Annotated in this window: 21 protein-coding genes; 12 read left to right on the forward strand and 9 right to left on the reverse strand. The window is 69.0% G+C overall.

What is annotated here, in order from left to right:
• Positions 1-9 precede the first annotated feature (9 nt).
• Positions 10-393: a hypothetical protein gene (locus ABZ552_RS12625; protein ID WP_281918588.1), complete on the reverse strand. Its 384-nt coding sequence runs from the start codon at positions 391-393 to the stop codon at positions 10-12.
• 745 nt (positions 394-1,138) lie between these two features.
• Here ABZ552_RS12625 and ABZ552_RS12630 point away from each other — a divergent pair.
• The 3 genes from ABZ552_RS12630 to ABZ552_RS12640 all read left to right on the forward strand — a co-directional run bounded on the left by ABZ552_RS12630 (position 1,139) and on the right by ABZ552_RS12640 (position 5,378).
• Positions 1,139-2,620, forward strand: a complete 1,482-nt coding sequence (locus ABZ552_RS12630) for a carbohydrate kinase family protein (protein ID WP_357437075.1) — start codon at positions 1,139-1,141, stop codon at positions 2,618-2,620.
• Positions 2,617-3,354: a GTP cyclohydrolase II gene (locus ABZ552_RS12635; RefSeq protein ID WP_281918586.1), complete on the forward strand. Its 738-nt coding sequence runs from the start codon at positions 2,617-2,619 to the stop codon at positions 3,352-3,354. Before ABZ552_RS12630 ends, ABZ552_RS12635 begins: the two co-directional genes overlap by 4 nt.
• A 191-nt stretch (positions 3,355-3,545) precedes the next feature.
• The gene (locus tag ABZ552_RS12640; protein WP_281918585.1) at positions 3,546-5,378 is read left to right on the forward strand and encodes a long-chain fatty acid--CoA ligase; all 1,833 of its coding nucleotides are present in this window, start codon (positions 3,546-3,548) and stop codon (positions 5,376-5,378) included.
• A gap of 67 nt (positions 5,379-5,445) precedes the next feature.
• On the opposite strand, the gene ABZ552_RS12645 is transcribed toward ABZ552_RS12640, so the two are convergent.
• The gene (locus ABZ552_RS12645) at positions 5,446-6,033 is read right to left on the reverse strand and encodes a TetR/AcrR family transcriptional regulator (protein ID WP_281880477.1); all 588 of its coding nucleotides are present in this window, start codon (positions 6,031-6,033) and stop codon (positions 5,446-5,448) included.
• A 115-nt stretch (positions 6,034-6,148) separates the two neighbouring features.
• Between ABZ552_RS12645 and ABZ552_RS12650 the strand changes: the two genes are divergently transcribed.
• Positions 6,149-7,228 carry a Gfo/Idh/MocA family oxidoreductase gene (locus ABZ552_RS12650; RefSeq protein WP_281918584.1) on the forward strand — a complete coding sequence of 360 codons (1,080 nt, stop codon included), beginning with the start codon at positions 6,149-6,151 and terminating at the stop codon, positions 7,226-7,228.
• Positions 7,229-7,452: 224 nt separating this feature from the next.
• Here the strand turns inward: ABZ552_RS12650 and ABZ552_RS12655 are convergent, their stop codons facing one another.
• Positions 7,453-7,983, reverse strand: a complete 531-nt coding sequence (locus ABZ552_RS12655; protein WP_281918583.1) for a CYTH domain-containing protein — start codon at positions 7,981-7,983, stop codon at positions 7,453-7,455.
• Between the two features lie 195 nt (positions 7,984-8,178).
• On the opposite strand from ABZ552_RS12655, the gene ABZ552_RS12660 reads away from it, so the two are divergent.
• On the forward strand, positions 8,179-9,309 hold the full coding sequence (locus ABZ552_RS12660; protein ID WP_281918582.1) for an NAD(P)/FAD-dependent oxidoreductase: 1,131 nt from the start codon (positions 8,179-8,181) through the stop codon (positions 9,307-9,309).
• 105 nt (positions 9,310-9,414) lie between these two features.
• Here ABZ552_RS12660 and ABZ552_RS12665 read toward each other — a convergent pair whose 3' ends face one another.
• The gene (locus ABZ552_RS12665; RefSeq protein WP_357437080.1) at positions 9,415-9,663 is read right to left on the reverse strand and encodes a hypothetical protein; all 249 of its coding nucleotides are present in this window, start codon (positions 9,661-9,663) and stop codon (positions 9,415-9,417) included.
• Positions 9,656-10,147 carry a DNA-directed RNA polymerase subunit beta gene (locus tag ABZ552_RS12670; RefSeq protein WP_357437083.1) on the reverse strand — a complete coding sequence of 164 codons (492 nt, stop codon included), beginning with the start codon at positions 10,145-10,147 and terminating at the stop codon, positions 9,656-9,658. Before ABZ552_RS12670 ends, ABZ552_RS12665 begins: the two co-directional genes overlap by 8 nt.
• 280 nt (positions 10,148-10,427) lie before the next feature.
• On the opposite strand from ABZ552_RS12670, the gene ABZ552_RS12675 reads away from it, so the two are divergent.
• The 4 genes from ABZ552_RS12675 to ABZ552_RS12690 all read left to right on the forward strand — a co-directional run bounded on the left by ABZ552_RS12675 (position 10,428) and on the right by ABZ552_RS12690 (position 13,169).
• Entirely contained in the window at positions 10,428-11,270 is an 843-nt protein-coding gene (locus tag ABZ552_RS12675; RefSeq protein ID WP_357437233.1) for a helix-turn-helix transcriptional regulator, read from the forward strand.
• On the forward strand, positions 11,267-11,473 hold the full coding sequence (locus tag ABZ552_RS12680) for a DUF397 domain-containing protein (RefSeq protein ID WP_281880466.1): 207 nt from the start codon (positions 11,267-11,269) through the stop codon (positions 11,471-11,473). Before ABZ552_RS12675 ends, ABZ552_RS12680 begins: the two co-directional genes overlap by 4 nt.
• 119 nt (positions 11,474-11,592) lie before the next feature.
• Positions 11,593-12,000, forward strand: coding sequence for a YciI family protein (locus ABZ552_RS12685; RefSeq protein WP_281880464.1), 408 nt, complete (start codon positions 11,593-11,595; stop codon positions 11,998-12,000).
• Entirely contained in the window at positions 11,997-13,169 is a 1,173-nt protein-coding gene (locus ABZ552_RS12690; protein WP_281880463.1) for a DUF6596 domain-containing protein, read from the forward strand. The genes ABZ552_RS12685 and ABZ552_RS12690 overlap by 4 nt, the downstream gene beginning before the upstream one ends.
• A gap of 63 nt (positions 13,170-13,232) precedes the next feature.
• Here ABZ552_RS12690 and ABZ552_RS12695 read toward each other — a convergent pair whose 3' ends face one another.
• From ABZ552_RS12695 to ABZ552_RS12710, 4 genes are all read right to left on the reverse strand, one after another.
• Complete coding sequence (locus ABZ552_RS12695) at positions 13,233-13,652, reverse strand: hypothetical protein (protein ID WP_281880982.1); 420 nt, start codon at positions 13,650-13,652, stop codon at positions 13,233-13,235.
• Positions 13,653-14,006: 354 nt separating this feature from the next.
• Positions 14,007-14,540, reverse strand: coding sequence for a YbhB/YbcL family Raf kinase inhibitor-like protein (locus ABZ552_RS12700; RefSeq protein WP_281880461.1), 534 nt, complete (start codon positions 14,538-14,540; stop codon positions 14,007-14,009).
• Between the two features lie 22 nt (positions 14,541-14,562).
• Positions 14,563-15,924, reverse strand: a complete 1,362-nt coding sequence (locus ABZ552_RS12705) for a M20/M25/M40 family metallo-hydrolase (protein WP_281880460.1) — start codon at positions 15,922-15,924, stop codon at positions 14,563-14,565.
• A gap of 105 nt (positions 15,925-16,029) precedes the next feature.
• A complete protein-coding gene (locus ABZ552_RS12710; RefSeq protein ID WP_281880459.1) occupies positions 16,030-16,551 on the reverse strand; it encodes a GtrA family protein in 522 nt (173 codons plus the stop codon).
• Positions 16,552-16,658: 107 nt separating this feature from the next.
• Between ABZ552_RS12710 and ABZ552_RS12715 the strand changes: the two genes are divergently transcribed.
• From ABZ552_RS12715 to ABZ552_RS12725, 3 genes are all read left to right on the forward strand, one after another.
• Positions 16,659-19,052 (forward strand): beta-ketoacyl synthase N-terminal-like domain-containing protein, encoded by a 2,394-nt coding sequence (locus ABZ552_RS12715; RefSeq protein ID WP_281918578.1) that lies wholly within the window; start codon positions 16,659-16,661, stop codon positions 19,050-19,052.
• A gap of 173 nt (positions 19,053-19,225) precedes the next feature.
• Positions 19,226-19,627 carry a VOC family protein gene (locus tag ABZ552_RS12720; protein WP_281880455.1) on the forward strand — a complete coding sequence of 134 codons (402 nt, stop codon included), beginning with the start codon at positions 19,226-19,228 and terminating at the stop codon, positions 19,625-19,627.
• A 167-nt stretch (positions 19,628-19,794) separates the two neighbouring features.
• Entirely contained in the window at positions 19,795-21,249 is a 1,455-nt protein-coding gene (locus ABZ552_RS12725; protein ID WP_281880453.1) for a serine/threonine-protein kinase, read from the forward strand.
• Positions 21,250-21,256 lie beyond the last annotated feature (7 nt).

Consider the following 21,256-nt stretch of genomic DNA (forward strand, 5'->3'; position numbering starts at 1 on the left):
CCGCGGCGCTCAGCCGTGCACGAACGGCGGTTCGGGAGTGCGCACGCGCCGGGTCCACGGACTGTGCCCCGGCGGCGCCGGATCTCCCTTGGGTCGCAGTTCCCGGCCCAGCCGCGCGGCCATGGCCTTGGCGAGCAGGATCACCGCGTGGTCGCGCAGGATGCCCAGTTGGTCGGCGTAGACCTCGACGCGGGCCTGGGTCATGCGGTCGTGTACGACGTGGGGGTCGCTGAGCAGTTCGTCCAGCGACATCCCGGCCAGGGCCTGAGTGCGGGTCAGCCGCCGGTCCGGTAGCCAGCTCAGCCGCCAGCTGTCGGGCGCGTCGGTGTCGCGGTAGGCCGATTCCGGGGTTATGTCACTGGTCATCGTCCATTCGGTGGTGTGGATGGTCATCGCGGTCTCCGGTGCGACAGGTGGAGTGAGGCCGGCTCCAGGGCGCTGAGTCTGATGGTCACGAATGCCTCGCGTCGTGCCTCCACTGGTGCGGCGCGGCGGGGGCGCCGCATCGTGCATTCCGCCGGGGCCGGCGGTGTGGTCGGCCGGGCGGAGAACTCCGCTGCCGGGCCTGGTGGTCCAGGGGGCGGCTCGCAGGTGTGCGGCGGTCGGGGGAATCGCAGCGCGGGGCGAGCGGGGTGGATAGGGGCGACCGGGGTGTGCGCGGTCGGATCGGTGTGACGGCCGGCGCCACGAGGGTGACCGGATCCGTGGAGCCCGCCGCGTGGCGGGCGCGACGCCGAGGGGGCGAGCCCGAGACGGTGTGTGCTCGCGCGCCGGCGTGGAGCGGGCGATGACGGGTGCGTTGCCGTGCGGGGTGTGCGGCGGCTCGTTTAGTCCATCACCGGCTTCGGCACCAGCTCGGTATCGGATCCGGCGGGGCGGTGGCGCCGTCGCCGTCGCGGCTGCCGTATCTGAAGAATCATTCTGCTCACCAGCCCTCCCGATGTGCCTGGTGGTGCGATGGGGATCGCCACATCCAGTGTGGCATTTGCCGTTCCCCGCGCGCAATTGCCGTTGTAGTTTGGTAATTGACTATTTGCCCGCTGGCTAAACCCGATTTGCGTGGCCAACATGCGCGCGACGCCCCGGTATCGCGCCGATAGAGGAGGGTGGCATCGCCATGGTCGCGCAGGATTCGGCAATGGTTGCCGTTCGCAATATCCTCACCCGGTTGTGCAAACGGTCGGGGCTGAGTTCGGATCGGTTGCGCAGCACCGAAATCGACGTGCTGCCCCTGCTGGATCTGCTGGCCGTGCGGCAGTACGCGCGGCGCGCGGGCATCGATCGGGAAGAGGCGGTGCTGCCGCTGGTGCGTGATCTGGCCCTGCGGTTGGACCCCACCGACCGGCTCGTCGTCGACGCGGAATTGGCGCTGGGGTTGTTGCGCGAAAACCCGCCCGCCGGTGTGGATCCCGGTCTGCTCTACGCCGGGGATCTGGGTGAGCGGCGGGAGTACCTCGCCGAGCAGTGGGCGGTGCTGCACCAAGCCGTTGGGGCGCAACCGGTTCCGAGCACGCTGACGGTGCGCTCGCTGCGCGGTGCTCCCGAGCGCCGGGCGTTCACCGAGCTGGCCGCGCAGCTGGCCACGGCCTCGGTGTTCGACGGCGCGCACGTCGTCGACTTCCGCGAGCCCGCGCGAACCGTTGCGGCCGAAGCTGTTACGGCGGATTCCCGCGGTGTGGTCACGGTGATCGGTGACGCGGTGATCGACCACATGTACGTGGTCGACCGGATCCCCGGGCCGGGAGGCACCACACGCGGCAGTTATCGGGAACATCCCGGCGGTAAGGGGCTCGCCCGTGCGGTCGCGGCGGCCCGGCTCGGGTTGCGGGTGCGGCTGATCTCGGCGGTCGGCGACGACGACGCCGGCGGCCGCATCCTGGAATACCTGCGCAGCGAACGCGTCGACACCGAACTGGTCAAAGTGGTGCCCTACGCCCCGACGCCGGTGACCGCGGTGATCGTGGCCGGTACCGGGGCGGCGAGCACGATCGGCTGCAAGGACGAGCGAATCCGATTGAGCGCCCAGGATCTACGCAGCGACGCGATCCGCTCGGCGATCGCGGCGTCGGAGGCGGTGTTGCTGACCTTCGAACAACCGACCGGGGTGATCGAGCAGGTCATGGGGCAGCTGCGCAGCCTGCCGCGGCGGCCCCTGGTGGTCGTGCATCCGGCGCCGCGGCTGGATCGGCCCCAGTACTTGTATCAGCACCTGGGCGTGGTCGATTACCTCGTCGGTGGCGACAAAGACCTGCACGCGCTGGCGATGGCCTCCGACGGCGTTCCCGCGAACGGGGAGCAGACCGCCACCCGGCTGCGCGCACTCGGGGTCGGCGCGGTCTGCGCGATCCAGGATTTCCGGTGCGCCGTGTGGTCGGACCAGCTCAGCGACCGATTCCAGCCGTTCCCGACGGCGCTGGACGACTCGGTCGGCGCTCACGCTGCCTTCTCCGCCGCCCTGGTATATCGTCTCGTTTCGACGCGCCGCCCCGCCGCACGCAAGGACTACGTCTGGGCGACCGCCGCAATGGTGGCGACGCAATCGATCGGGGATGTCCCCGGGGCAATGCCACTGGTGAGTGAGGTCGAGCGAATTTACAAACTCGCTACGGAGGAGCATTGACCAACGTTGTGGATCCTGCCGACACCGAGCATCGGTTCCGTCGCAACGGGCAAGATCTGCGAGTTCGGGTGGTGGAGTTACGCGGGGGCGGTGAGCAGGGGCACCTGCTGTTGTTCGGGGCGGTCGCCGACGGCTGCCTGGTGCGGGTGCATTCGCGCTGCCTGTACGGGGAAGCGCTGCGGTCGCAGGACTGCGACTGCGGGCCGGAACTGGACAAGGCGCTGGATCTCATCCAGGCCGCCGGCTCCGGGGTGCTGGTCTACCTCGAGCAGGAGGGCCGCGGCGCGGGGCTGATCGCCAAGGCGCTGGGTTACCGGGAAAGCGAGCGCTCCGGCGCGGATACCTTCACCAGCTACGAGACGCTCGGCTATCCCGCCGATGCCCGCACCTATTCGGCCACCGCCCGGGCGCTGGCCGAACTCGGGCTGCGTTCGGTGCAGCTGCTGACCAACAATCCCGCGAAGGTCGACGCGCTGCGGCAGGAGGGGTTACAGGTCACCGCGGTGCCGCTGCGTACCAGGGCGCTCAGTGAGCGGGCCCGCGAGTATCTGGAGGCCAAACGCACCCGGCGCAAGCACTGGATCCCGACGGATTCCGCGCCGTGGGCACTGGACGACGGCGACCGCGCCGCGGCCGAACAGCCGACGGCCGTCGACCCGGTCGTGATCACTCCCGGTGACCACGTCCGTCCGCGTCCGGGCCCCGGCTCCGCGCCGGATCTGATCGGTGCCTGAAGGATTGTTGAAGTTTGCCCCACCCCGCCTCCCGCCTGTGGCTACCATGAGTGAGCCGCGCCACATGTGGCGCGCCGACTCGTGAGAGGCTGACAGCGCAATCGCCGCGCCGTGTCAGGGCTTCGAGTCCCGGATCGGGCGCCGGCGCAGACCGGCCTCCGGTTCACGCCAGCGCTACCGGGAACAGGGATATGACGACAACAGAAATCGGATACGCGCACCAGTCGGGCAAAACGGTGTACACCGTGCCCGCCGCATTCCAGGAGACCGCGCGGCTGCGCCCCGACCAGATCGCCTTGCGCAAAGTGGGCGGCACCCAGGAATACACCTGGCGCGAGTACGCCGAACGGGTGCGTTCGATCGCCGCCGGCCTGGCCGGCCTCGGCGTCGGCCACGGCGACACCGTCGGCATCATGCTCACCAACCGCCCCGAGTTCAATCTCGTCGACACCGCCGCGCTGCATCTGGGCGCCACCCCGTTCTCCATCTACAACACCAGCTCCCCCGATCAGATCTCCCACTTGTTCACCAACGCGGGCAACAAAGTCGTGGTGACCGAACAGCTGTTCCTCGACCGCATCATCGCGGCCGGAGTGCCGGTCGAGCACATCATCATGGTCGACGGACCTGCCGAGGGCGCCGTCACGCTGGAGGAAGTCGAGGCCGCACCCGCCGCCGACTTCGATTTCGACGCCGCCTGGCAGGCCGTCGGCGCCGATGACCTGGCCACCCTGATCTACACCTCCGGTACCACCGGCCCGTCCAAGGGCGTGGAGATCACCCACCGCAACGTGCTGGCCCAGATCATCGTCCTGGTCAACGGCCCGTTGCAGGTCGGCCTCGACGACCGGGTGGTGTCCTACCTGCCTGCCGCTCACGTGGCCGACCGGATCTCCGCCCATGCGCTGAACCTGCTCACCGGCATCCAGATCACCACCGTGCCCGACCCGCGCGAAGTCGCCGCCGCCCTGCCCGACGCGCGCCCGACCACCTTCTTCGGTGTCCCGCGCGTCTGGCAGAAGATCAAGGCCGGTGTCGAGGGCAAACTCGCCGAAGAACCGAGCCCGGTCAAGAAGGCGCTGGCCAACTGGGCGATCGCCACCGGTGTCGCCGCCGCTCGCGCCGATCTGGCGGGCAAAGGCCGCGGTCCCCTGCTCAGCGCGCAGCACAAGATCGCCGAGACCCTGGTGTTGTCCAAACTGCGCCACGCCCTGGGCCTGGAGCAACTGAAAGTCGCCTCCTCCGGCGCCGCCCCCATCCCGCCGGAGACCCTGGAATACTTCCTCGGCCTCGGCTTCACCGTCAGCGAGGTGTGGGGTATGTCGGAAACCACCGGCGTGGGCACCTACACCGAACTGGACAAGCCGCGTCCCGGCTCGGTCGGGCGCGCCGCCGACGGCGTGGAACTGCGGCTGGACGCCGACGGCGAGGTGCTGGTGCGCGGCGCGATCGTCACCCGCGGCTACCGCAACATGCCCGACAAGACCGCCGAGGCCATCGACTCCGACGGCTGGCTGCACACCGGTGACATCGGCACCCTCGACGCCGACGGTTACCTGCGGATCGTGGACCGCAAGAAGGAACTGATCATCAACGAGGCGGGCAAGAACATCGCCCCCAGCAATATCGAGAACTCGGTGAAGGCCGTCTCCTCGCTGATCGGCCAGGTCGTCGCCATCGGCGACGCCAAGCCCTACATCGCGGCCCTGATCGTGCTCGACCCCGACGTCGCCGCGCTGCGGGCGAAGGAACTCGACGCCACCGGCGAGGACATCGCCGCCCTTGCCACGCGCAAGCAGATCGTCGACGAGGTACTCGCCGCGGTCCAAGCGGGCAACGCCAAACTCTCGCGCGTGGAACAGATCAAGCGCTTCACCATCCTCGGCGCGGTCTGGGAACCCGGCGGCGACGAGCTGACCCCGAAGATGTCGCTCAAACGCGCCCCCATCGCGGCCAAGTATCAGGCCGAGATCGAGGCCCTGTACGCCAAGGAGCCCTCCGAACAGGTCATCAGCGTCAAATAGGCCCGACGGAAAGCGCTGTGGCCCAAGTCTTTTCGGGCTCACAGCGCTTTTCGGCTCCCGGCGCGGTCTACGCGCCTTCGTCCAGGAGTGTGCGCAGCGCCGAGGTGCCGATCCGCCGCAGCTCGTCGCGGCTGCGCCCGGCCGCGGCCTGGACGGCGATGCCGTCGGAGATCGTGTGCACGAGTGCGGCCAGGGCGGCCGGCTGGTGGCGAGACGGAAGGTCGGTGGCCTGCTCGAGCCGCCTGCGCAGCGCCGCCTCGCCGGCTTTGCGTACCGCGACGGCGTCCTGGCGTGCGGCGTGCGCGTCGGGTCCGCTGGCGTGAACGGTTTTGACGCACAGACAGCCGGGGGGCGTGTTCTCGCCTGCGGTCAGGTCGATGGCCCCGTGGATCAGCCGCTCGATGACCTCGCGGCCGGTGGGCGCGTCCAGCGCGTCGGCGGCGTAGGCGCCGGGACCGTCGAGGTAGCGGGCAAGAACCTTGCCGAACAGTTCCTCTTTGTTCCCGAAGGCGGCATAGAGACTGGGCTTGTTGATGCCCATGGCGGCGGTCAGGTCGGCCAGCGAGGTGCCCTCGTAGCCCTGCCGCCAGAACACCTCCAGCGCGCGGTCGAGTGCCGTGGCTGCGTCGAACGAGCGTGGGCGTCCGCCAGGCATGCCGTCCCTCCATGCTCTCTCCACGTTTTTTACCTATCGGTACATTACCTCTTGTGCGAGCCCGGCGTGCCGCCTAGTTTGATACCGAAAGGTACATAACTAAGGAGCGACGTACATGATCCGAGTCGGGGTTGTCGGGGCCAGCGGTTGGGCCAACAGCTCACACCTGCCCGCGCTCACAGCGCTCGAGGAGTTCGACGTGACCGCGGTCGCGACGACCAGCCAGGCCAGCGCGGACCGCGCGGCCGCCGCCCACGGCGCGCGGCACGCCTTCGCCGACGCCGACGAACTCATCGCACACCCTGAGGTCGACCTGGTCGTGGTCTCGGTGAAGGCTTCCGGGCATGCCGCCGTGATCCGGGCCGCGCTCGCCGCGGGCAAGCACGTCGTGTCCGAGTGGCCGCTGGGCGTCGACGCCGACGAAGCGGGCGAGCTGACCGCCGCCGCCACCGCCGCGGGCGTCGTTCACGCGGTCGTCCTCCAGGGCCACCACTCCCCGAGCGCCCGTTTCGCCGCCGACCTCGTGGCCGACGGCCGGATCGGCGCGCTGGAATCGGTCGCGCTGGTGGCGGAGGGCGCCCCCTGGGGCGGCAGTCGAATATGGCCGAACCTGGTATTCGGCCTGGATCCGTCGGAGGGAACCAACATCCTGACCATCATGGCCGGTCACTTCCTGGCCGCACTCGAACGAGCCGCGGGCCCGCTGACCGAAGTCTCCGCACGGCTGCCCCGCACGCACGACCGCGTGCTCGTCACCGGGACGGAGCGGGGCGTGCCCAACGCCACGCCCAGCCACGTGCTGCTGCACGGACAGCTGGCCGGTGGCGCCACCGCGTCGGTCGCCGTGCACGGCGGCAACGGTCCGGCCCGGTACGGGTTCCGGCTCGAGCTCGTCGGCAGCGACGGAACGTTGACCGCCACCCCGGCCCAGCCCGGGACATTCATCCACTGGGGCGACTGGGACATCCGGATCGGCGACGAGGTCCTGACCGTGCCCGACACCTATCGCACCGTCCCCGTCGGCGTCCGGTCCGGCCCACCGGCCAACATCGCGGCCCTCTACCAGGAAGTCGCCCAGGCCATCGGCGAAGCCCGGCAACCGCATCCCAGCTTCGAGACCGCCCTGCGCCACCACCGGCTCCTCGCCGCCATCGAACAGTCCGCGGCCGAGGGAATCGTGCGGACCATCTCGTAGCCGAAATGTAGCGCGTATCGACCGACCCGGCTTCCGTCGCCTGCTCGACGAATCCCGGACCACCGACCCGGACCGAATCGTCAGCGGTGCGGCGCGCCGCCGCATCGGTGCGCGGGCTTACCAGCCCATCCGGGCCCACACGAAGGCGAGCGTATTCGGCCGGCGGCCGCACCGAGGCGTGCCACTCAGGTGCATCGGCATCGGCGCGGAGCCGGGATCGCTACTCAGAACCGGAGTTCGCGCACGGTGTTGAGGTCGATGCCGTGCCGTGCGTAGATCTTGATCGTGTTCTCGCCGGTCAGATCGGCTTCGGTGTAGCCGAGCAGTCCGGCGATGCGGACTACTTCGTCCTTGGTCGCGGCTTCGATCTCCAGGTACGGCGGGATCCGCGGCCAGGTATCGATCTCGAGCTGCGCGCCGTCGAGCACGAAGCTGATCCGCTCGGTCTCCTGGTAGGACTTCGCCGTGAACCCCAGCGTCTCGAGCAGGGCGTTGGTGGCGGCGAAATCGTCGACGCCCACCTCCACTTCGTGGGTGCCATCGATGGCGTCGCTGGTGATGTGCTTGACCGCGAGGGTGGTGCCGTCGCCGTTGTCGCGCAACCGGATCCACTTCGATTCATCACCGGGCGTGACGTCGTACACATAGCGGCGCATGAGCCGCTCGCCGAGCTTCCGGCCCCCCTTGTCGACGATGTGCCGTTCGATGGCGTCCGGGTCGATATCGAGGATCTTGGCTTCGTGCTCGATGGGCACTGCTGACTCCTGTTCGGATCGGCGGTCCACCGAACTTACCGGCTGCCGGCCGCTGCGGCCTCCCGCAGGCGGGGCAAGGTCACGCCGGAGGCGGCTCTGTCGCGAGCCGGCATTCACCCCATTCGGGGGATGGACGCATGAGGGTGCAAGCCAGGCGCAAGGGCTGTGCAACCCCTGCCCAGCACCCTCGTCACCATGACCAATCCAGTAACGATCATCGGCGCCGGACTCGGCGGACTCGCTCTGGCCCGCGTCCTGCACGTCCACGGCGTCCCGGCCACGGTGTACGAGGCCGAACCGACCCCGACGGCGCGCACGCAGGGCGGCATGCTCGACATCCACGACTACAACGGCCAACTCGCCCTCGCGGCGGCCGGACTGACGGACGAATTCCGCGGCCTCATCCTGGAAGGCCGCCAGGCGATGCGGATCCTCGACCCGAACGGGACCGTTCTGCTCGACCAACCCGACGACGGCACCGGCGGACGCCCCGAGGTGCAGCGCGGCGAGCTACGACAACTGCTGCTGGACTCGCTGCCGACCGGCACCGTCCGGTGGGGCAAGAAGCTCAGTGGTGTTCGTGCTCTCGGTGCGGGCCGCCACGAGGTGACCTTCGCCGACGGCGGCACGCTCGTCACGAGCCTGCTGGTCGGCGCCGACGGCGCGTGGTCACGGGTCCGGCCGCTGCTGTCCACCGCCGTACCCGACTACACCGGCGAGTCGTTCGTCGAGACCTACCTGTACGACGCCGACACCCGCCACCCCGCCGCCGCGGCAGCGGTCGGCGGCGGGTCGATGTCGGCGCCCTCGCCGGGCCGAGAGATCCACGCACACCGCGAAAAGGGCGACACCCTGCACGCCTACGTAGTGCTCGCCAGACCGTACGACTGGTTCGCCGCCATCGACTTCACCGACGCCGCCACGGCCACCGCACGAATCGCGCAGGAATTCCACGGCTGGGCGCCGGAACTCACCGCGCTGATCACCGACACCGACATCCTGCCGGTCTGGCGCCCGCATTACACCCTGCCCGTCGGGCACCGGTGGAATCGGGTGCCGGGGGTGACCCTGCTCGGCGACGCCGCCCATCTCATGCCCACGAACGGCGAAGGCGCCAACCTCGCCCTACTCGACGGCGCCGAACTCGGCAACGCCCTCGCCGTGCACCCCGACGACATCGAGACCGCCCTCACCGAATACGAGCAAGCCATGTTCGCCCGCAGCACCAAGGTCGCCACCGAATCCGCCGAGTTGTTCGGAGACCGATACGACGGCACGGCCGAGGGCCTGGTCGCCGCGTTCACCGCACCCGAGCGCATCCGCTGAGCCCACGCCACCGCGCGGGGTATCCGCGCCTGCCGCGGGCGTGCGTGGATCGCTATTCGGATTCGCCTACCCCCCGCCACCGCGGAGCGTTCGGGTTGCCGGCTCTCACGGCTCCAGATACAACCGCTCGCACGGCAGTCGCGGATACCCGTCGGTGTCCTTCATCGATACCTCGACCGCGTCGTGCCAGTGCCGGGCACGCCACTCCTGGACGAACAGGCACGCGGCGGTCACGCAGGCGACGAAGTCCATCCGGAGGCCGTGCCAGAACACGGACAAGTGCACATCCGGCTCGGACGGCAGCGGAGATCCACGGCGCGGCAGTGATTCTTCGGCCTCGGGCGTCTCACGCATACGCGATGCCACGCTTCCGGCGGGCGATGCGCTCGGCTACGCATCCACGGATCGCGGCCACGACGACGCTTCCGGATGGACGAAAAGGGCTGTCCGGCAGAGTAACCCAGGCGCGAAAGGCGGTGCCCCGATCTGCCGGACCCGGCAACGCCACGGTTCCGCCCGCGCACACCAACGAGACGTCGAGCCCGAACATCTCCGCGAACAACGTGATGTCACCGGGCAGGTCGGGCTGCGTCAGATACGTCCACCGCTTCGACCGGGGATGCGACATGATCGGCCCGACCCTGTGGTGATGCCGCTGCATCCACACCTTCACGTCCTGGCCCAACGTGGCGGGCATGATCACCGCCCACGCCACCCCCATGCGTAGGACTATGCGCCCCACCTGAGGTGGATCGACCTGCGCGGGCAGGTCGCACACCTGCCGGTAGTAGGCGCACCACGCCAGCGGCGTATTTCCGAAAGGTGTCCGGCCCAGCATCGAACCCCCTGCTCAATCGCACAAAAGTTGCGGTGCGCCAGCTTCGCGGTAGCCGCCGTCGTTGTAGGCAGGAGATGCCCACGGAGACCTCGCATTCCGCTCCTACGGTCTGGCGCACTCCCAGTAGACGCCTGAGCCAAGCATTTTGGAATATTCCATGGCGCGAGTAGCCTAGATTTCTCCCCATCTTCCAGGCTTGCTCCGCAGATCCTTCCAAATTCACACAACGCCGTGAGGTTGGCTAATGACTGAGAGTCCGGGCTCCACAGTTCCCCGTCGCATGTTGGGTCGCCGACTGCGTCAGCTACGCGAGGCGTCCGGTGTGACCGTCGCGCAAGCGTGCAAGGTCATCGAGGTGTCCCCGCAGACCATGTGGCGGCTGGAGGGCGGCCAGGGCGTGAAACTGAAGGACATCTACATCAAAGCCCTCTGCGAACTGTATGGAGTAGCAGAGGACGACGCGGCAGCATTGACGGGCCTTGTCCGTGAGACCAAGAGGACTGGATGGTGGCATGCCTACGGCGATGCGGTGCCGACCTACTTCGATCTCTATCTCGGGCTCGAAGAAGCTGCCCGGAAGCTGACGACCTTCCATCTCACGCTGCTGCCCGGCCTGCTCCAGACTCCTGGCTACCGGCGTTCAGTGATTTGGGGTGCGTATCCCGGTATGCCTACCTCGGATGTCGAGCGTCGAATCGAGATTGCGACCAAGCGTCAGGAACGCTTACGGGAATCGCGTCACCGCTTCACCATGAACGTATTTCTCGGAGAGGCAGGGCTGAGATACCAGATCGGCGGACCGGCGGTTATGTCGGAACAACTCCACCATCTCTTGGCCGTTTCGCGGCTGCCCACCGTCACTCTGCGGGTGGTGCCACTCCGAACCGAGCGCGTATTGCCGCTGGTAACAGGGTCTTTCACGCTGATGGAGTTCCCAGAGCTGCAATCTTTCACCGAGCCTCCAGTGGTGTACGTTGAGGGCTATACGGGTGCGCTCTACCTGGACAAGCCAAGTGAAATAGACCAATACAAGACAGCATGTAAGGCGATTCAGACCGCCGCGTTGGATGAAGAAGAAACCAGGGAACTGGTGTTGAAGATCGCTAAGGAGTATGCCGAGTGAGTACCGACCGGGCCGAGGCGGCGTGGTTCAAGAGCAGTCGCAGCGGACCCAACCAGGATTGCGTCGAGGTGGCATATCTGGAGGACGGGACGATCGGCATGAGGGACTCCAAGGACCCGTCCGGTCCGGCCCTCGTGTTCACCCCCAGGGCGTGGGACGCGTTTACCGCCGGGTTGGCTGATGGGGCGCTCGAGCAGTCGTAGAACAATCACAAACCAGAAGGCGCGAAAAAGTTCGGCGGCGGATGTCGAGAACGTCGTGACGGCTCCGTCCCAGGGGTGAGCGACCAACCGGGGTCGCAGGTTCCGGAAGGATGGATGTCATGGCGAAGTACCTGCTTCTCAAGCACTACCGAGGCGCGCCGGCGGCGGTCAACGACGTGCCGATGGATCAGTGGACGCCCGCGGAGATCGAGGCGCACCTCGAGTACATGAACGACTTCGCCGCCCGCCTGGAAGGCACCGGCGAGTTCGTCGACGGCCAAGCCCTGGCGCAGGAGGGGGCGTGGGTGCGCTACGACGGCGAGGGCAAGCCCCCGGTGACCGACGGCCCGTTCGCGGAGACCAAGGACCTGATCGCGGGGTGGATGATCATCGACGTCGACTCCTACGAGCGCGCCGTCGAGCTGGCCGGCGAGTTGTCCGCGGCGCCCGGCGCGGGCGGCAAGCCGATCCACGAGTGGCTCGAGGTGCGGCCGTTCCTGACCGCCGCGCCGACCGTCACCGAGTGACGGCCGCCGACGCGGTGGACGAGGCCCAGCTGCGGGATCTGATCCCCGGCGTCCTGACAGCCCTCGTCCACCGCGGGGCGGATTTCGCGACCGCCGAAGACGCCGTGCAGGAAGCGCTGATCCGGGCCGTCGAGACCTGGCCGAAGCAGCGCCCCGGCGACCCGAAGGGGTGGCTGATCACCACGGCGTGGCGGTGCTTCCTCGATCTCGCCCGCTCCGATCTCGCGCGGCACCGCCGGGAGCTGCGGGACTGCGAGGAGCCACCGCCCGGACCCACCACCGCGGTGGATGAAACGCTGCAGCTCTACTTCCTGTGCGCGCACCCCAGCCTCACCCCCGCGTCGGCGGTTGCCCTGACATTGCGGGCCGTCGGCGGTCTCACCACCCGCCAGATCGCTCAGGCCTACCTCGTGCCCGAAGCGACCATGGCCCAGCGGATCAGCCGCGCCAAACGGACCGTCGCCGGCGTCCGGCTGGACCGTCCCGGAGACCTGCGCACCGTGCTGCGGGTGCTGTATCTGGTGTTCAACGAGGGATACAGCGGCGATGTCGACCTCGCCGCCGAGGCGATCCGGCTGGCCAGGCAGCTGGCCGCGACCACCGGCGACCCGGAGGTCGCGGGCCTGCTGGCCCTGTTCCTGCTCCACCACGCCAGGCGCGCGGCCCGCACGCGCGCCGACGGCAGTCTCGTGCCGCTGTCCGAGCAGGACCGCAGCCTCTGGCGGCGCGACCTGATCGCCGAAGGCGTGCTGGTGCTGCAAGCGGCGCTGGCCCGCGACCGGCTCGGGGAATACCAGGCGCAGGCCGCGATCGCGGCCCTGCACGCCGACGCGCAGACCGCCGAGGAGACCGACTGGGTGCAGATCGTCGAGTGGTACGACGAACTGCTCCGGTTCACCGACAGCCCGGTGGTGCGGCTCAATCGTGCCGTCGCGGTGGGTGAGGCGGACGGACCGCGGGCGGGGCTGGCCGCGCTCGCCGACCTCGACCCGGCGCTGCCGCGATACACCGCTTCATCCGCCTACTTGCATGAGCGCACCGGAGACCTCGCCACGGCAGCGCAGCTCTACGCGCGGGCCGCCGCACAGGCGCACAACCTGGCCGAGCGCAACCACCTCACCCTGCGGGCGGCAACCCTGCGCCAGCGCCTGTCGAGTGAAGGAGGATGAGCGACCGATCTCGCGGTCGCCCGCTTCGACGCGGCACCGCGAGCCGTGCACTCCGAGGCGGGGCTACCCCAACTGTTCCACGGCGAAGCCGGCCAGCAGCACGGCGAATCCGCCGATCTCGCCGATGATCAACGCGGCGAGAACGAAACGCATCGACGGCGGTGGATTGCGCATCTGGTTGTCGGTCTCACGCTGCAAGCCGAGCCGGATGTAGTTCGCGATCGTCACGACGAACAGCAGGATGATGGCCCCCGCCGCGACGGCGTTCACCGCGGTGGGCCAGCCGGACAATTCGACGAACCACGCGATCAATCCGGTCGCGAAGGAGTACAGCAGTGCGGCTCGGTGAGCGATGTCCACGTAGGGGTGGGCCAGACCGTCCGGCGAGGTGGTCATCGCCTGCCACTTCCATACCCCGAGCACCAGTGCCCACAGGAAGATGAGCCCGGCGAAGAAGAGCACCCAGGCCGTTTCCGTGCGAATGATCAAGTTCGTACCCTCATCAGTCCTCGCACGCCCTATTGGGCGGCTGTCCAGCGGCAGCGTAGCCCCTCCGGCCGGTCGCGGCCCGGGAGAAACGAACCAATACTGGGAAGACCAACCGGTCGGATCGGATGCGGTCCTACTCGGCTACGGGCTCGCCATACGGAACGAAAGAGGCGCGACACACGGTGCTCCGCCAGCCGTGATCGGTCGCGGTCAGCGCTCGGCCGCGAGGATCCCGCGGCCACGGCTCGCGCCAGGTTCACGCCCGCTCCGAAACCCGCGTCGAAACCGCGCTGGAGAAAGCACCGTGGCCCCGAGCGTTTCGCTCAGGGCCACAGTCATGCCGAAGGGCTACTTCTGCTCGTAGGTGGCGACCAGGGTCGCGCGAGCCAGCGTGTGGGAGAACAAGTTGAAGCCCAGGTAGGCCGGGCTGGCGTTCTCGTCGATGCCGAGGCTTTCGACGTCGACGGCGTGCACGACGATGAAGTAGCGGTGGGGGCCGTGGCCGGGCGGCGGGGCCGCGCCGACGAAGCCGTGGAATCCGCCGTCGTTGCGCAGGGTGATCGCACCGGTCGGCATCGCGCCGCCCTCTTCGCCGCTGCCCGCGCCCGCGGGCAGGGAGGTCGCGCTGACGGGAATGTCGGCGACGACCCAGTGCCAGAAGCCGGAGGCGGTGGGTGCGTCGGGGTCGTACACCGTCACCGCGAAGCTCTTGGTCTCCGCAGGGAAACCCGACCAGGACAGCTGCGGGGAGATGTCCTGGCCTCCCGCCCCGAAGATGCCGCTGACCTGCTCGTTCTTGAACGGCTGCCCGTCGGTGACGTCGTCGGAGGTGAGTGTGAACGACGGCACCTGCGGAAGCGCGTCGTAGGGGTTGTAGGTCATGAAACCTCTCTTCCGGATCGGATCAGCTGTGCAGTAGGAAGTGTTCCAGCACGCGGGTGCCGAATTCGAGGGCCTCCACCGGCACCCGCTCGTCGACGCCGTGGAACAGGGCGGTGAAGTCCAGCTCCGGGGGCAGCTGCAACGGCGCGAAGCCGAAGCAGCGAATACCCAAGCGGGCGAACGCTTTCGCGTCGGTGCCGCCGGAGAGCATGTAGGGCACGGTGCGGCCGCGCGGATCGTGGGCCAGCACGGCGTTGTTCATCGCGTCGACCAGATCGCCGTCGAAGGTCGTCTCGTAGGAGTCGAGCTTGGTGATCCACTCGCGTTCGACGTCGGGGCCGATCAGCTCGTCCACCTCCTGCTCGAACGCCGCCTGCCGCCCGGGCACCACGCGGCAGTCCACCACCGCTTCGGCGGTCTGCGGGATCACGTTGGCCTTGTAACCGGCCTGCAGCATGGTGGGGTTCGCCGTGTCGCGCAGGGTGGCGCCGATGATGCGGGAAATGGTGCCCAGCTTCGCCAGCTGGCCCTCGATGTCGGGGCTCGCCGGATCGAACTCCAGGCCCGTCTCCTCGGCGACGGCGGCGAGGAACGCGGCCACCGAATCCGAGAGCACCAGGGGGAAGGTGTGTTTGCCCAGCCGGGCCACCGCCTCGGCGAGGATGGTGACCGCGTTGTCCTCGTGCAGGAACGAGCCGTGACCGGCGCGGGCCTTGGCCCGCAATCGCATCCAGCCCAGGCCCTTCTCGGCGGTCTCCACCAGGTACAGCCTGCGCTCGGTGCCGTCGGGCCGCGGTACGGTCAGCGAGAACCCGCCGACCTCCCCCACCGCCTCGGTGACGCCGTCGAACAGATCGGGGCGGTTGTCCACCAGCCACTGCGAGCCCCACTTGCCGCCGTTCTCCTCGTCGGCGAGGAAGGCGAAGACCAGATCGCGCGGCGGCACCGTGCCCTCGAGCTTGAACTGGCGCGCCACCGCCAGCGTCATCCCCACCATGTCCTTCATGTCGATCGCGCCGCGACCCCACACGTAACCGTCGCGCACCGCGCCGGAGAACGGGTGCACGCTCCAGTCCGCGGCTTGGGCGGGCACCACGTCCAGGTGCCCGTGGATCATCAGCGCGCCACGACTGCGGTCGGCTCCCTCCAGCCGCGCGAAGACGTTGCCGCGCCCGTCCGCGCCGGACTCGACGTATTCGGTGACATATCCCGCTTGATGCAGCTGGTCGGCCACCCACTGCGCGCATTCGCGCTCCCCCTTGGTGGTGGCCAGATCGCCGGTGTTGGAGGTGTCGAAGCGGATCAGCGTACTGACCAGCTCCACCACTTCCGATACCGCGCGGGAGCTTCTGTTCGGGTCGATTCCTTCGCCAGTTGCGGACACGCTCCCTTTCCTACCACCCGCGCGGCCGGGCGAACGTCCGGCCGGGGTATCGCGGCGAGGCGATTCGGCCCGTACGGTGCGCGATCACGCATGGCAGGGTTGCCGTCAGGGTGAGCGGAACTCCCCCGCCGCGCCGGGCCCCTGCACCTCGTCCGGGAACACCACCCGCACGAATGCCCAGAACCGGAACACCATGCCCAGCGCCGTGCCGATGAGCTGCGCGGCGACGAAGTCGGCCAGGTTCTGGGTGAAGCGGGAGACCTCGGGCACCTCGAGATGCAGCACATACCGCGACACCCACAGCGGTGCGGTGTTGATCGCGACGGCCAGGAAACTGACCAGATAGAACAGCGCGGCCTCGTGATGACCGCGCCGCCCGCCGCGCCCGTCGAAGGACCACTGCTTGTTGAGCACATACGACAGCGTGATCGCCGCCAGCACCGCGACCACTTTCGCCGTGACCGGATGCGCCTCGAGCACAGTGCTCTTCAAAGTCAGGAAAACCGCGGTGTCCAGCGTGAACGCGGCGACACCGACAGAGGCGAAACGTAATAGTTCTCGACGCCGTGCCTCGCCCCCCAGCGCGGACGTCACCCGAGCGAAAACGGGACGTTCGGAAAACAGCACAGGTAGAGTCTCCGGCACATGTCCCTACCCCACAACAAGATCGGCGGATTCACCGCCTCACCCGCTGCGCGGGTGTGCGGCCGGTGGATCGCGGGCAGGTGAATAGCGTGAAGAAGGCCAAGCGGCGCATCCGTCCCCAGCCGGAGGTCGACGCCGCGGCGCGTGCCGCGGAGCCCATCGCCGTGATCGGCATGAGTTGCCGCTTCGCCGGAGGCGCCGATTCACCGGAAGCGTTGTGGCGGTTGCTGATCGAGGAGACCGACGCGATCGCCGACGCGCCCCCGCCCGGCCGCTGGCCGGGGGATCATCTCGGCTCCGACCGAGCCGCCGCGGGCAAGACGGTGTCGGTCGCCGGTGGGTATCTGGCGGATGTCGCCGGCTTCGACGCCGAGTTCTTCGGCATCACCCCGCGCGAGGCCGCCGACATGGATCCGCAGCAACGCTTGGCACTGGAATTGGCTTGGGAGGCATGCGAAGACGCGGGGATCCGGCCCGATCGGGCGCCGCGCACCGGTGTGTACTTCGCCAACAAGTTCAACGATTATCGCGCCGTCAAGCTCGCCAGGGGCGCCACCGCGATCACGCCGTTCACCAGCACCGGAGATGTCGAAGGCGTGATCGCCAACCGGGTGTCGTACGTCCTGGGTTTCGATGGACCCAGCATGACCGTGAACGCCTCCTGCGCCGGATCGCTGGTCGCCGTGCATCTGGCCTGCCAGGCCCTGCGGGCAGGGGAGAGCGCGCTGGCCCTCGCGGGTGGCGTGCAACTGAACCTGATACCGGAGACCGCGATCGGATTGTCCGCGCTGGGTGTGCTGTCCGCCGGTGGCCGATCCCGCGCCTTCGACGCCTCCGCCGACGGCTACGTGCGCGGTGAAGGCGGCGCGGTCGTCGTGCTCAAACCACTGCGCCAGGCCCTGCGTGACGGCGACCGCGTCTACTGCACCCTGCTCGGCAGCGCCACCAACAACAACGGCAGGCACCACTCCATGCCCGCCAGCAGCGCCGACGGGCAGCGGCAACTGCTGCGGCGGGCCTGCGAGCGGGCGGGAGTGGACCCGTCGACGATCGACTACGTCGAGGCGCACGGCACCGGCACCGCCGTCGGTGACCGTGCCGAACTTTCCGCGTTGGCCGCGGTGTACGGCGCGGGCAGAGCTCTCGGCGAGCCGCTGATCGTCGGCTCCGTCAAGACGAATATCGGGCACACCGAGGCGGCCGCGGGCGTGGCCGGACTGGTGAAAGTCGCGCTTGCCGTGTCGCGTCGGCGGATCCCGCGCAGTCTCCACTTCGACCGTGTGCCCGCCGAGTTCGATCCCGCCGCGACCGGAGTGCGGGTGGCCGACACCGCGATGGCGTGGCCGCGCCACGACGGCCCCGCGCGCGCCGCGGTGAGCGCGTTCGGTTTCGGCGGCTCGAACGCTCACGTCCTCGTCGAAGCCGCGCCCGCGTTGGAACCGGTCGGCGACAGCGGCGTCTCGGAGCGGCTGGTGGTGCTGTCCGCACGCAGCGAAGCCGCGCTGCGGGAGCACGCACGTCGGCTGCGGGAGTATCTCGTGGACCATCCGGATATCCGCTTGGGGGACCTCGCGCATACTCTCGCCACGAGAGCCGTTCTCCAGCAGCGCATTGCGACGGTAGCCGACGATGTCGACCAAGTTGTGGAATTCCTCGACGCCTATCTCGACGGCGCCACCGAGGACGCCGACGCAGACGAGAACGAGGTGCTGGGCCTCGTGCTGAGCGCGGCCCTGCGTCCCGGCGCCGTGGCTCGTCGCGACCTACTGCGCGCGGCGGGCACGCTGTTCGAGCGTGGCGTGGAACCCGACTGGGCGGCGGTGAACCCGCCGGGCCGCACGATCTCGCTGCCCACCTATCCGTTCCAGCGCGAACGGCACTGGGCGGACCCGCAGGCCCAGGACCAGGCACTCGGCGTCGCCGCGCCCGCGACGCCTGCGCGGGACGAATCGCTCGTCGAAATCGCTTCTCCTGACGGATCGGTTCGAAGGTCGCCTGCGGTGGCGTCGGTGACGACTCCGGAAAGAATCGTGACCACCGCGACGGTTGCCGACTCGCTACCGCGCCCGGCAGCGCTCGCGTCGCCCTCTGGGGCCGGAGAGCACGGAACTACGCCTGGTCTCGCGGCGCTCGCCACCCTGGTCACCACCGAACTGGCCGAAGTCGTCGGCATCGCGCCCGACCGGGTGGCCGTGCGGCAGAACTTCGAGCAGCTCGGGATCGGCTCGGTGCACGCCGTGGAGCTGTCGGCGCGCCTCGGGGCCCGCCTCGGTGTCGACGTCCCCGCCGCCGTCATCTGGGGCTGCCCCACCGTCGAGTTGTTGGCGGCTGAGCTCGACCTCCGCCTCACCCCGGCGAACCCGGCGACGGAGGCGCCGTCCCCGGCCCCCGCCGCGCCGGAGGCGGATCAGCGACCGCCGGGGGCGGAGGAAGTCCTCTCGACCGCGGAACTGCTGGCGTTGAGCCGGGAACTGCTCGGCTGAGCCCGACACGCGAGCGCCGCCGCGCTCGACGCGGCCGTGAGCGGGCGTTTCTCCCTCTTACCGTCGCGCGACAGCTCGAATGGGCGGTTGGGCTCGAGCAGCCGGCGTGCTCTGTGCCACCGAGAGGGCCTGGCATCCCGAAGGAACTGCCGTGCGCGCGTAGTGTCGCGTGCATGGCTTGCAGGATCACCGAACTCGTCATCGACTGCGCCGATCCGCAACGGCTCGCCGACTTCTGGTGCGAAGTCCTCGGCTACGTCGAACTCGGCTGGGAGGGCGACGCTCTGGAGATCGGGCCACCCGGAACCGGGTTCGGAGGGCCGCAGCCCACAGTGGTGTTCCTTCGCAGCACCGAGCCGAAGCGCGGGAAACTGCCGGTCCACTTCGACGTGAATCCCACCGACCGCGAACAGGACGCCGAACTGGAGCGGCTACTCGCCGCCGGCGCGCGCAAGGTCGACATCGGCCAGCCCGCCGACGCACCGTGGCATGTACTGGCCGATCCGGAGGGGAACGAATTCTGCCTGCTCCGCCGCCGGGTCGAGGTGTCGACAGGCCATCCGGGCGTCCGGTGACGACACCCGACGGGGTGCCGGAAGCGATCGACCGAGACGAGCCGGTATGCCGAGAAGGCGCACGCGATGGATCGGCCGCGTGATCGCGGTCTGAGCGCCGCTGATCCGGAAACGGGGGGTTATGCTGCCTGCGGTCCGGGTGGGCCGGGATCGGAAGGGGGCCATCGGTGTTGAGGCAGCAGGAGTCGTTCGCCGGGTACCTGATCGAGGGCGTGCTCGGGCAAGGCGGCATGGGGACCGTCTATCTGGCCCGCCACCCGCGCCTGCCACGACTGGTGGCGCTCAAACTGCTCAATCGCGCGGTGTCCGAGGACGAGGAGCTGCGCAGACGTTTCGAGCAGGAAGCCAATGTCGTTGCCCGCCTGGAACATCCGGGCATCGTGGGCGTGTACGATCGCGGCACGCACGACGGGCACCTGTGGATTTCCATGCAGTACGTCCGCGGCACCGACGCCGCCCGGCTCGATCCCCGGTCCACCCGCCCGGAACAGGTCCTGCAGATCGTCGGCGATACGGCGAAGGCGCTGGACTACGCACACAGCCGAGGTGTGCTGCATCGTGACATCAAACCGGCCAACATCCTGATCGCCGAGCCGGAAGCGGGTCGCGAAACACGCGCTCTGCTCACGGATTTCGGGATCGCGCGATTGCTCGACGCCGACACCAAATTGACGGCCACCGGAACGTTCACCGCCACACTGGCCTATGCCTCACCGGAACAACTGTCCGGTGAGCCGGTCGATCACCGCGCCGATCAATACTCCCTCGGCTGCACCCTCTACACGATGCTGGCAGGGCAACCGCCGTTCCCCTCCACCAACCCCGGTCAAATCGTCGCCGGACACATCGCCAAGCCGGTGCCGCGGCTCAGCGACATCCGGCCGGAGCTGCCACGGCGACTCGACGAGGTGATCGCCCGCTCGATGGCCAAACACCGCGACGAACGCTTCGCCGGCTGCGGCGATTTCGCGGCGGCCGCGGCGGCGGCCCTGCACGGTGAGGTTCCCGCCCCGGCACCCGCGCCGACTTTCGTCAACCAGCGCTCGGCCCACCCGGCCACGGCGATCGACCCGTGGCCGCGTTCGGCCCCGACCATGCTGAACCAGCCTTCGGAGCCCCGGTGGCGCGCCGAGCAGCTCCCGCCGCTGCAGCCGCTCACGCCCGTCCACGATCCCGTCCGGCCCTCCGGCGTGGTGCCCCGGATCGGCGCCGTCATCGCGTTCGCGTTCGGGTTGGTCTTCTGCCTGATCCTCGCCAACGGAGTGCATGAGCTGATGACCCCGCGCATCGAATACGGTCACCGCCAGACGCTACGTGAGACCGCGCTCGAACTTCTGCCCCCCATTGCCATCGCCACCACGATGGCGCTGTTGCTGATCGGCGGCTCGATCGGACTGTTCCGGCGCAGGCGAGCGGGCCGCGTCGCCGTGGCACTCGGCACCGGGATCATCACGCTCGTCTGCCTGGTCGGCTTGGGCGCGAGCCTGACCGGCGACAACCGCGCCAGCGACTTGATCTTCGTCGGCACAGTCCTGCTGTTCTCCTGCACGGGGTTGCTGTGCACCATGTCCCCCGCGACCAGGCGCTGGCTCGCCGACAGACCTGCCGGAAACCGGCTATGAGCCCGGC

This window comes from Nocardia sp. NPDC019219 (assembly GCF_040632645.1).
Classification (GTDB): Bacteria; Actinomycetota; Actinomycetes; order Mycobacteriales; family Mycobacteriaceae; genus Nocardia; species Nocardia sputorum.

Bases quoted from the DNA above. Each gene is read 5' to 3' on its own strand.
- ABZ552_RS12660 (WP_281918582.1), top strand. From the start codon at position 8,179: ATGACCAATCCAGTAACGATCATCGGCGCCGGACTCGGCGGACTCGCT.
- ABZ552_RS12650 (WP_281918584.1), top strand. From the start codon at position 6,149: ATGATCCGAGTCGGGGTTGTCGGGGCCAGCGGTTGGGCCAACAGCTCA.
- ABZ552_RS12625 (WP_281918588.1), bottom strand. From the start codon at position 393: ATGACCATCCACACCACCGAATGGACGATGACCAGTGACATAACCCCG.
- ABZ552_RS12630 (WP_357437075.1), top strand. From the start codon at position 1,139: ATGGTTGCCGTTCGCAATATCCTCACCCGGTTGTGCAAACGGTCGGGG.
- ABZ552_RS12640 (WP_281918585.1), top strand. From the start codon at position 3,546: ATGACGACAACAGAAATCGGATACGCGCACCAGTCGGGCAAAACGGTG.
- ABZ552_RS12685 (WP_281880464.1), top strand. From the start codon at position 11,593: ATGGCGAAGTACCTGCTTCTCAAGCACTACCGAGGCGCGCCGGCGGCG.
- ABZ552_RS12675 (WP_357437233.1), top strand. From the start codon at position 10,428: ATGTTGGGTCGCCGACTGCGTCAGCTACGCGAGGCGTCCGGTGTGACC.
- ABZ552_RS12670 (WP_357437083.1), bottom strand. From the start codon at position 10,147: ATGCTGGGCCGGACACCTTTCGGAAATACGCCGCTGGCGTGGTGCGCC.
- ABZ552_RS12645 (WP_281880477.1), bottom strand. From the start codon at position 6,033: ATGCCTGGCGGACGCCCACGCTCGTTCGACGCAGCCACGGCACTCGAC.
- ABZ552_RS12700 (WP_281880461.1), bottom strand. From the start codon at position 14,540: ATGACCTACAACCCCTACGACGCGCTTCCGCAGGTGCCGTCGTTCACA.
- ABZ552_RS12720 (WP_281880455.1), top strand. From the start codon at position 19,226: ATGGCTTGCAGGATCACCGAACTCGTCATCGACTGCGCCGATCCGCAA.
- ABZ552_RS12665 (WP_357437080.1), bottom strand. From the start codon at position 9,663: ATGCGTGAGACGCCCGAGGCCGAAGAATCACTGCCGCGCCGTGGATCT.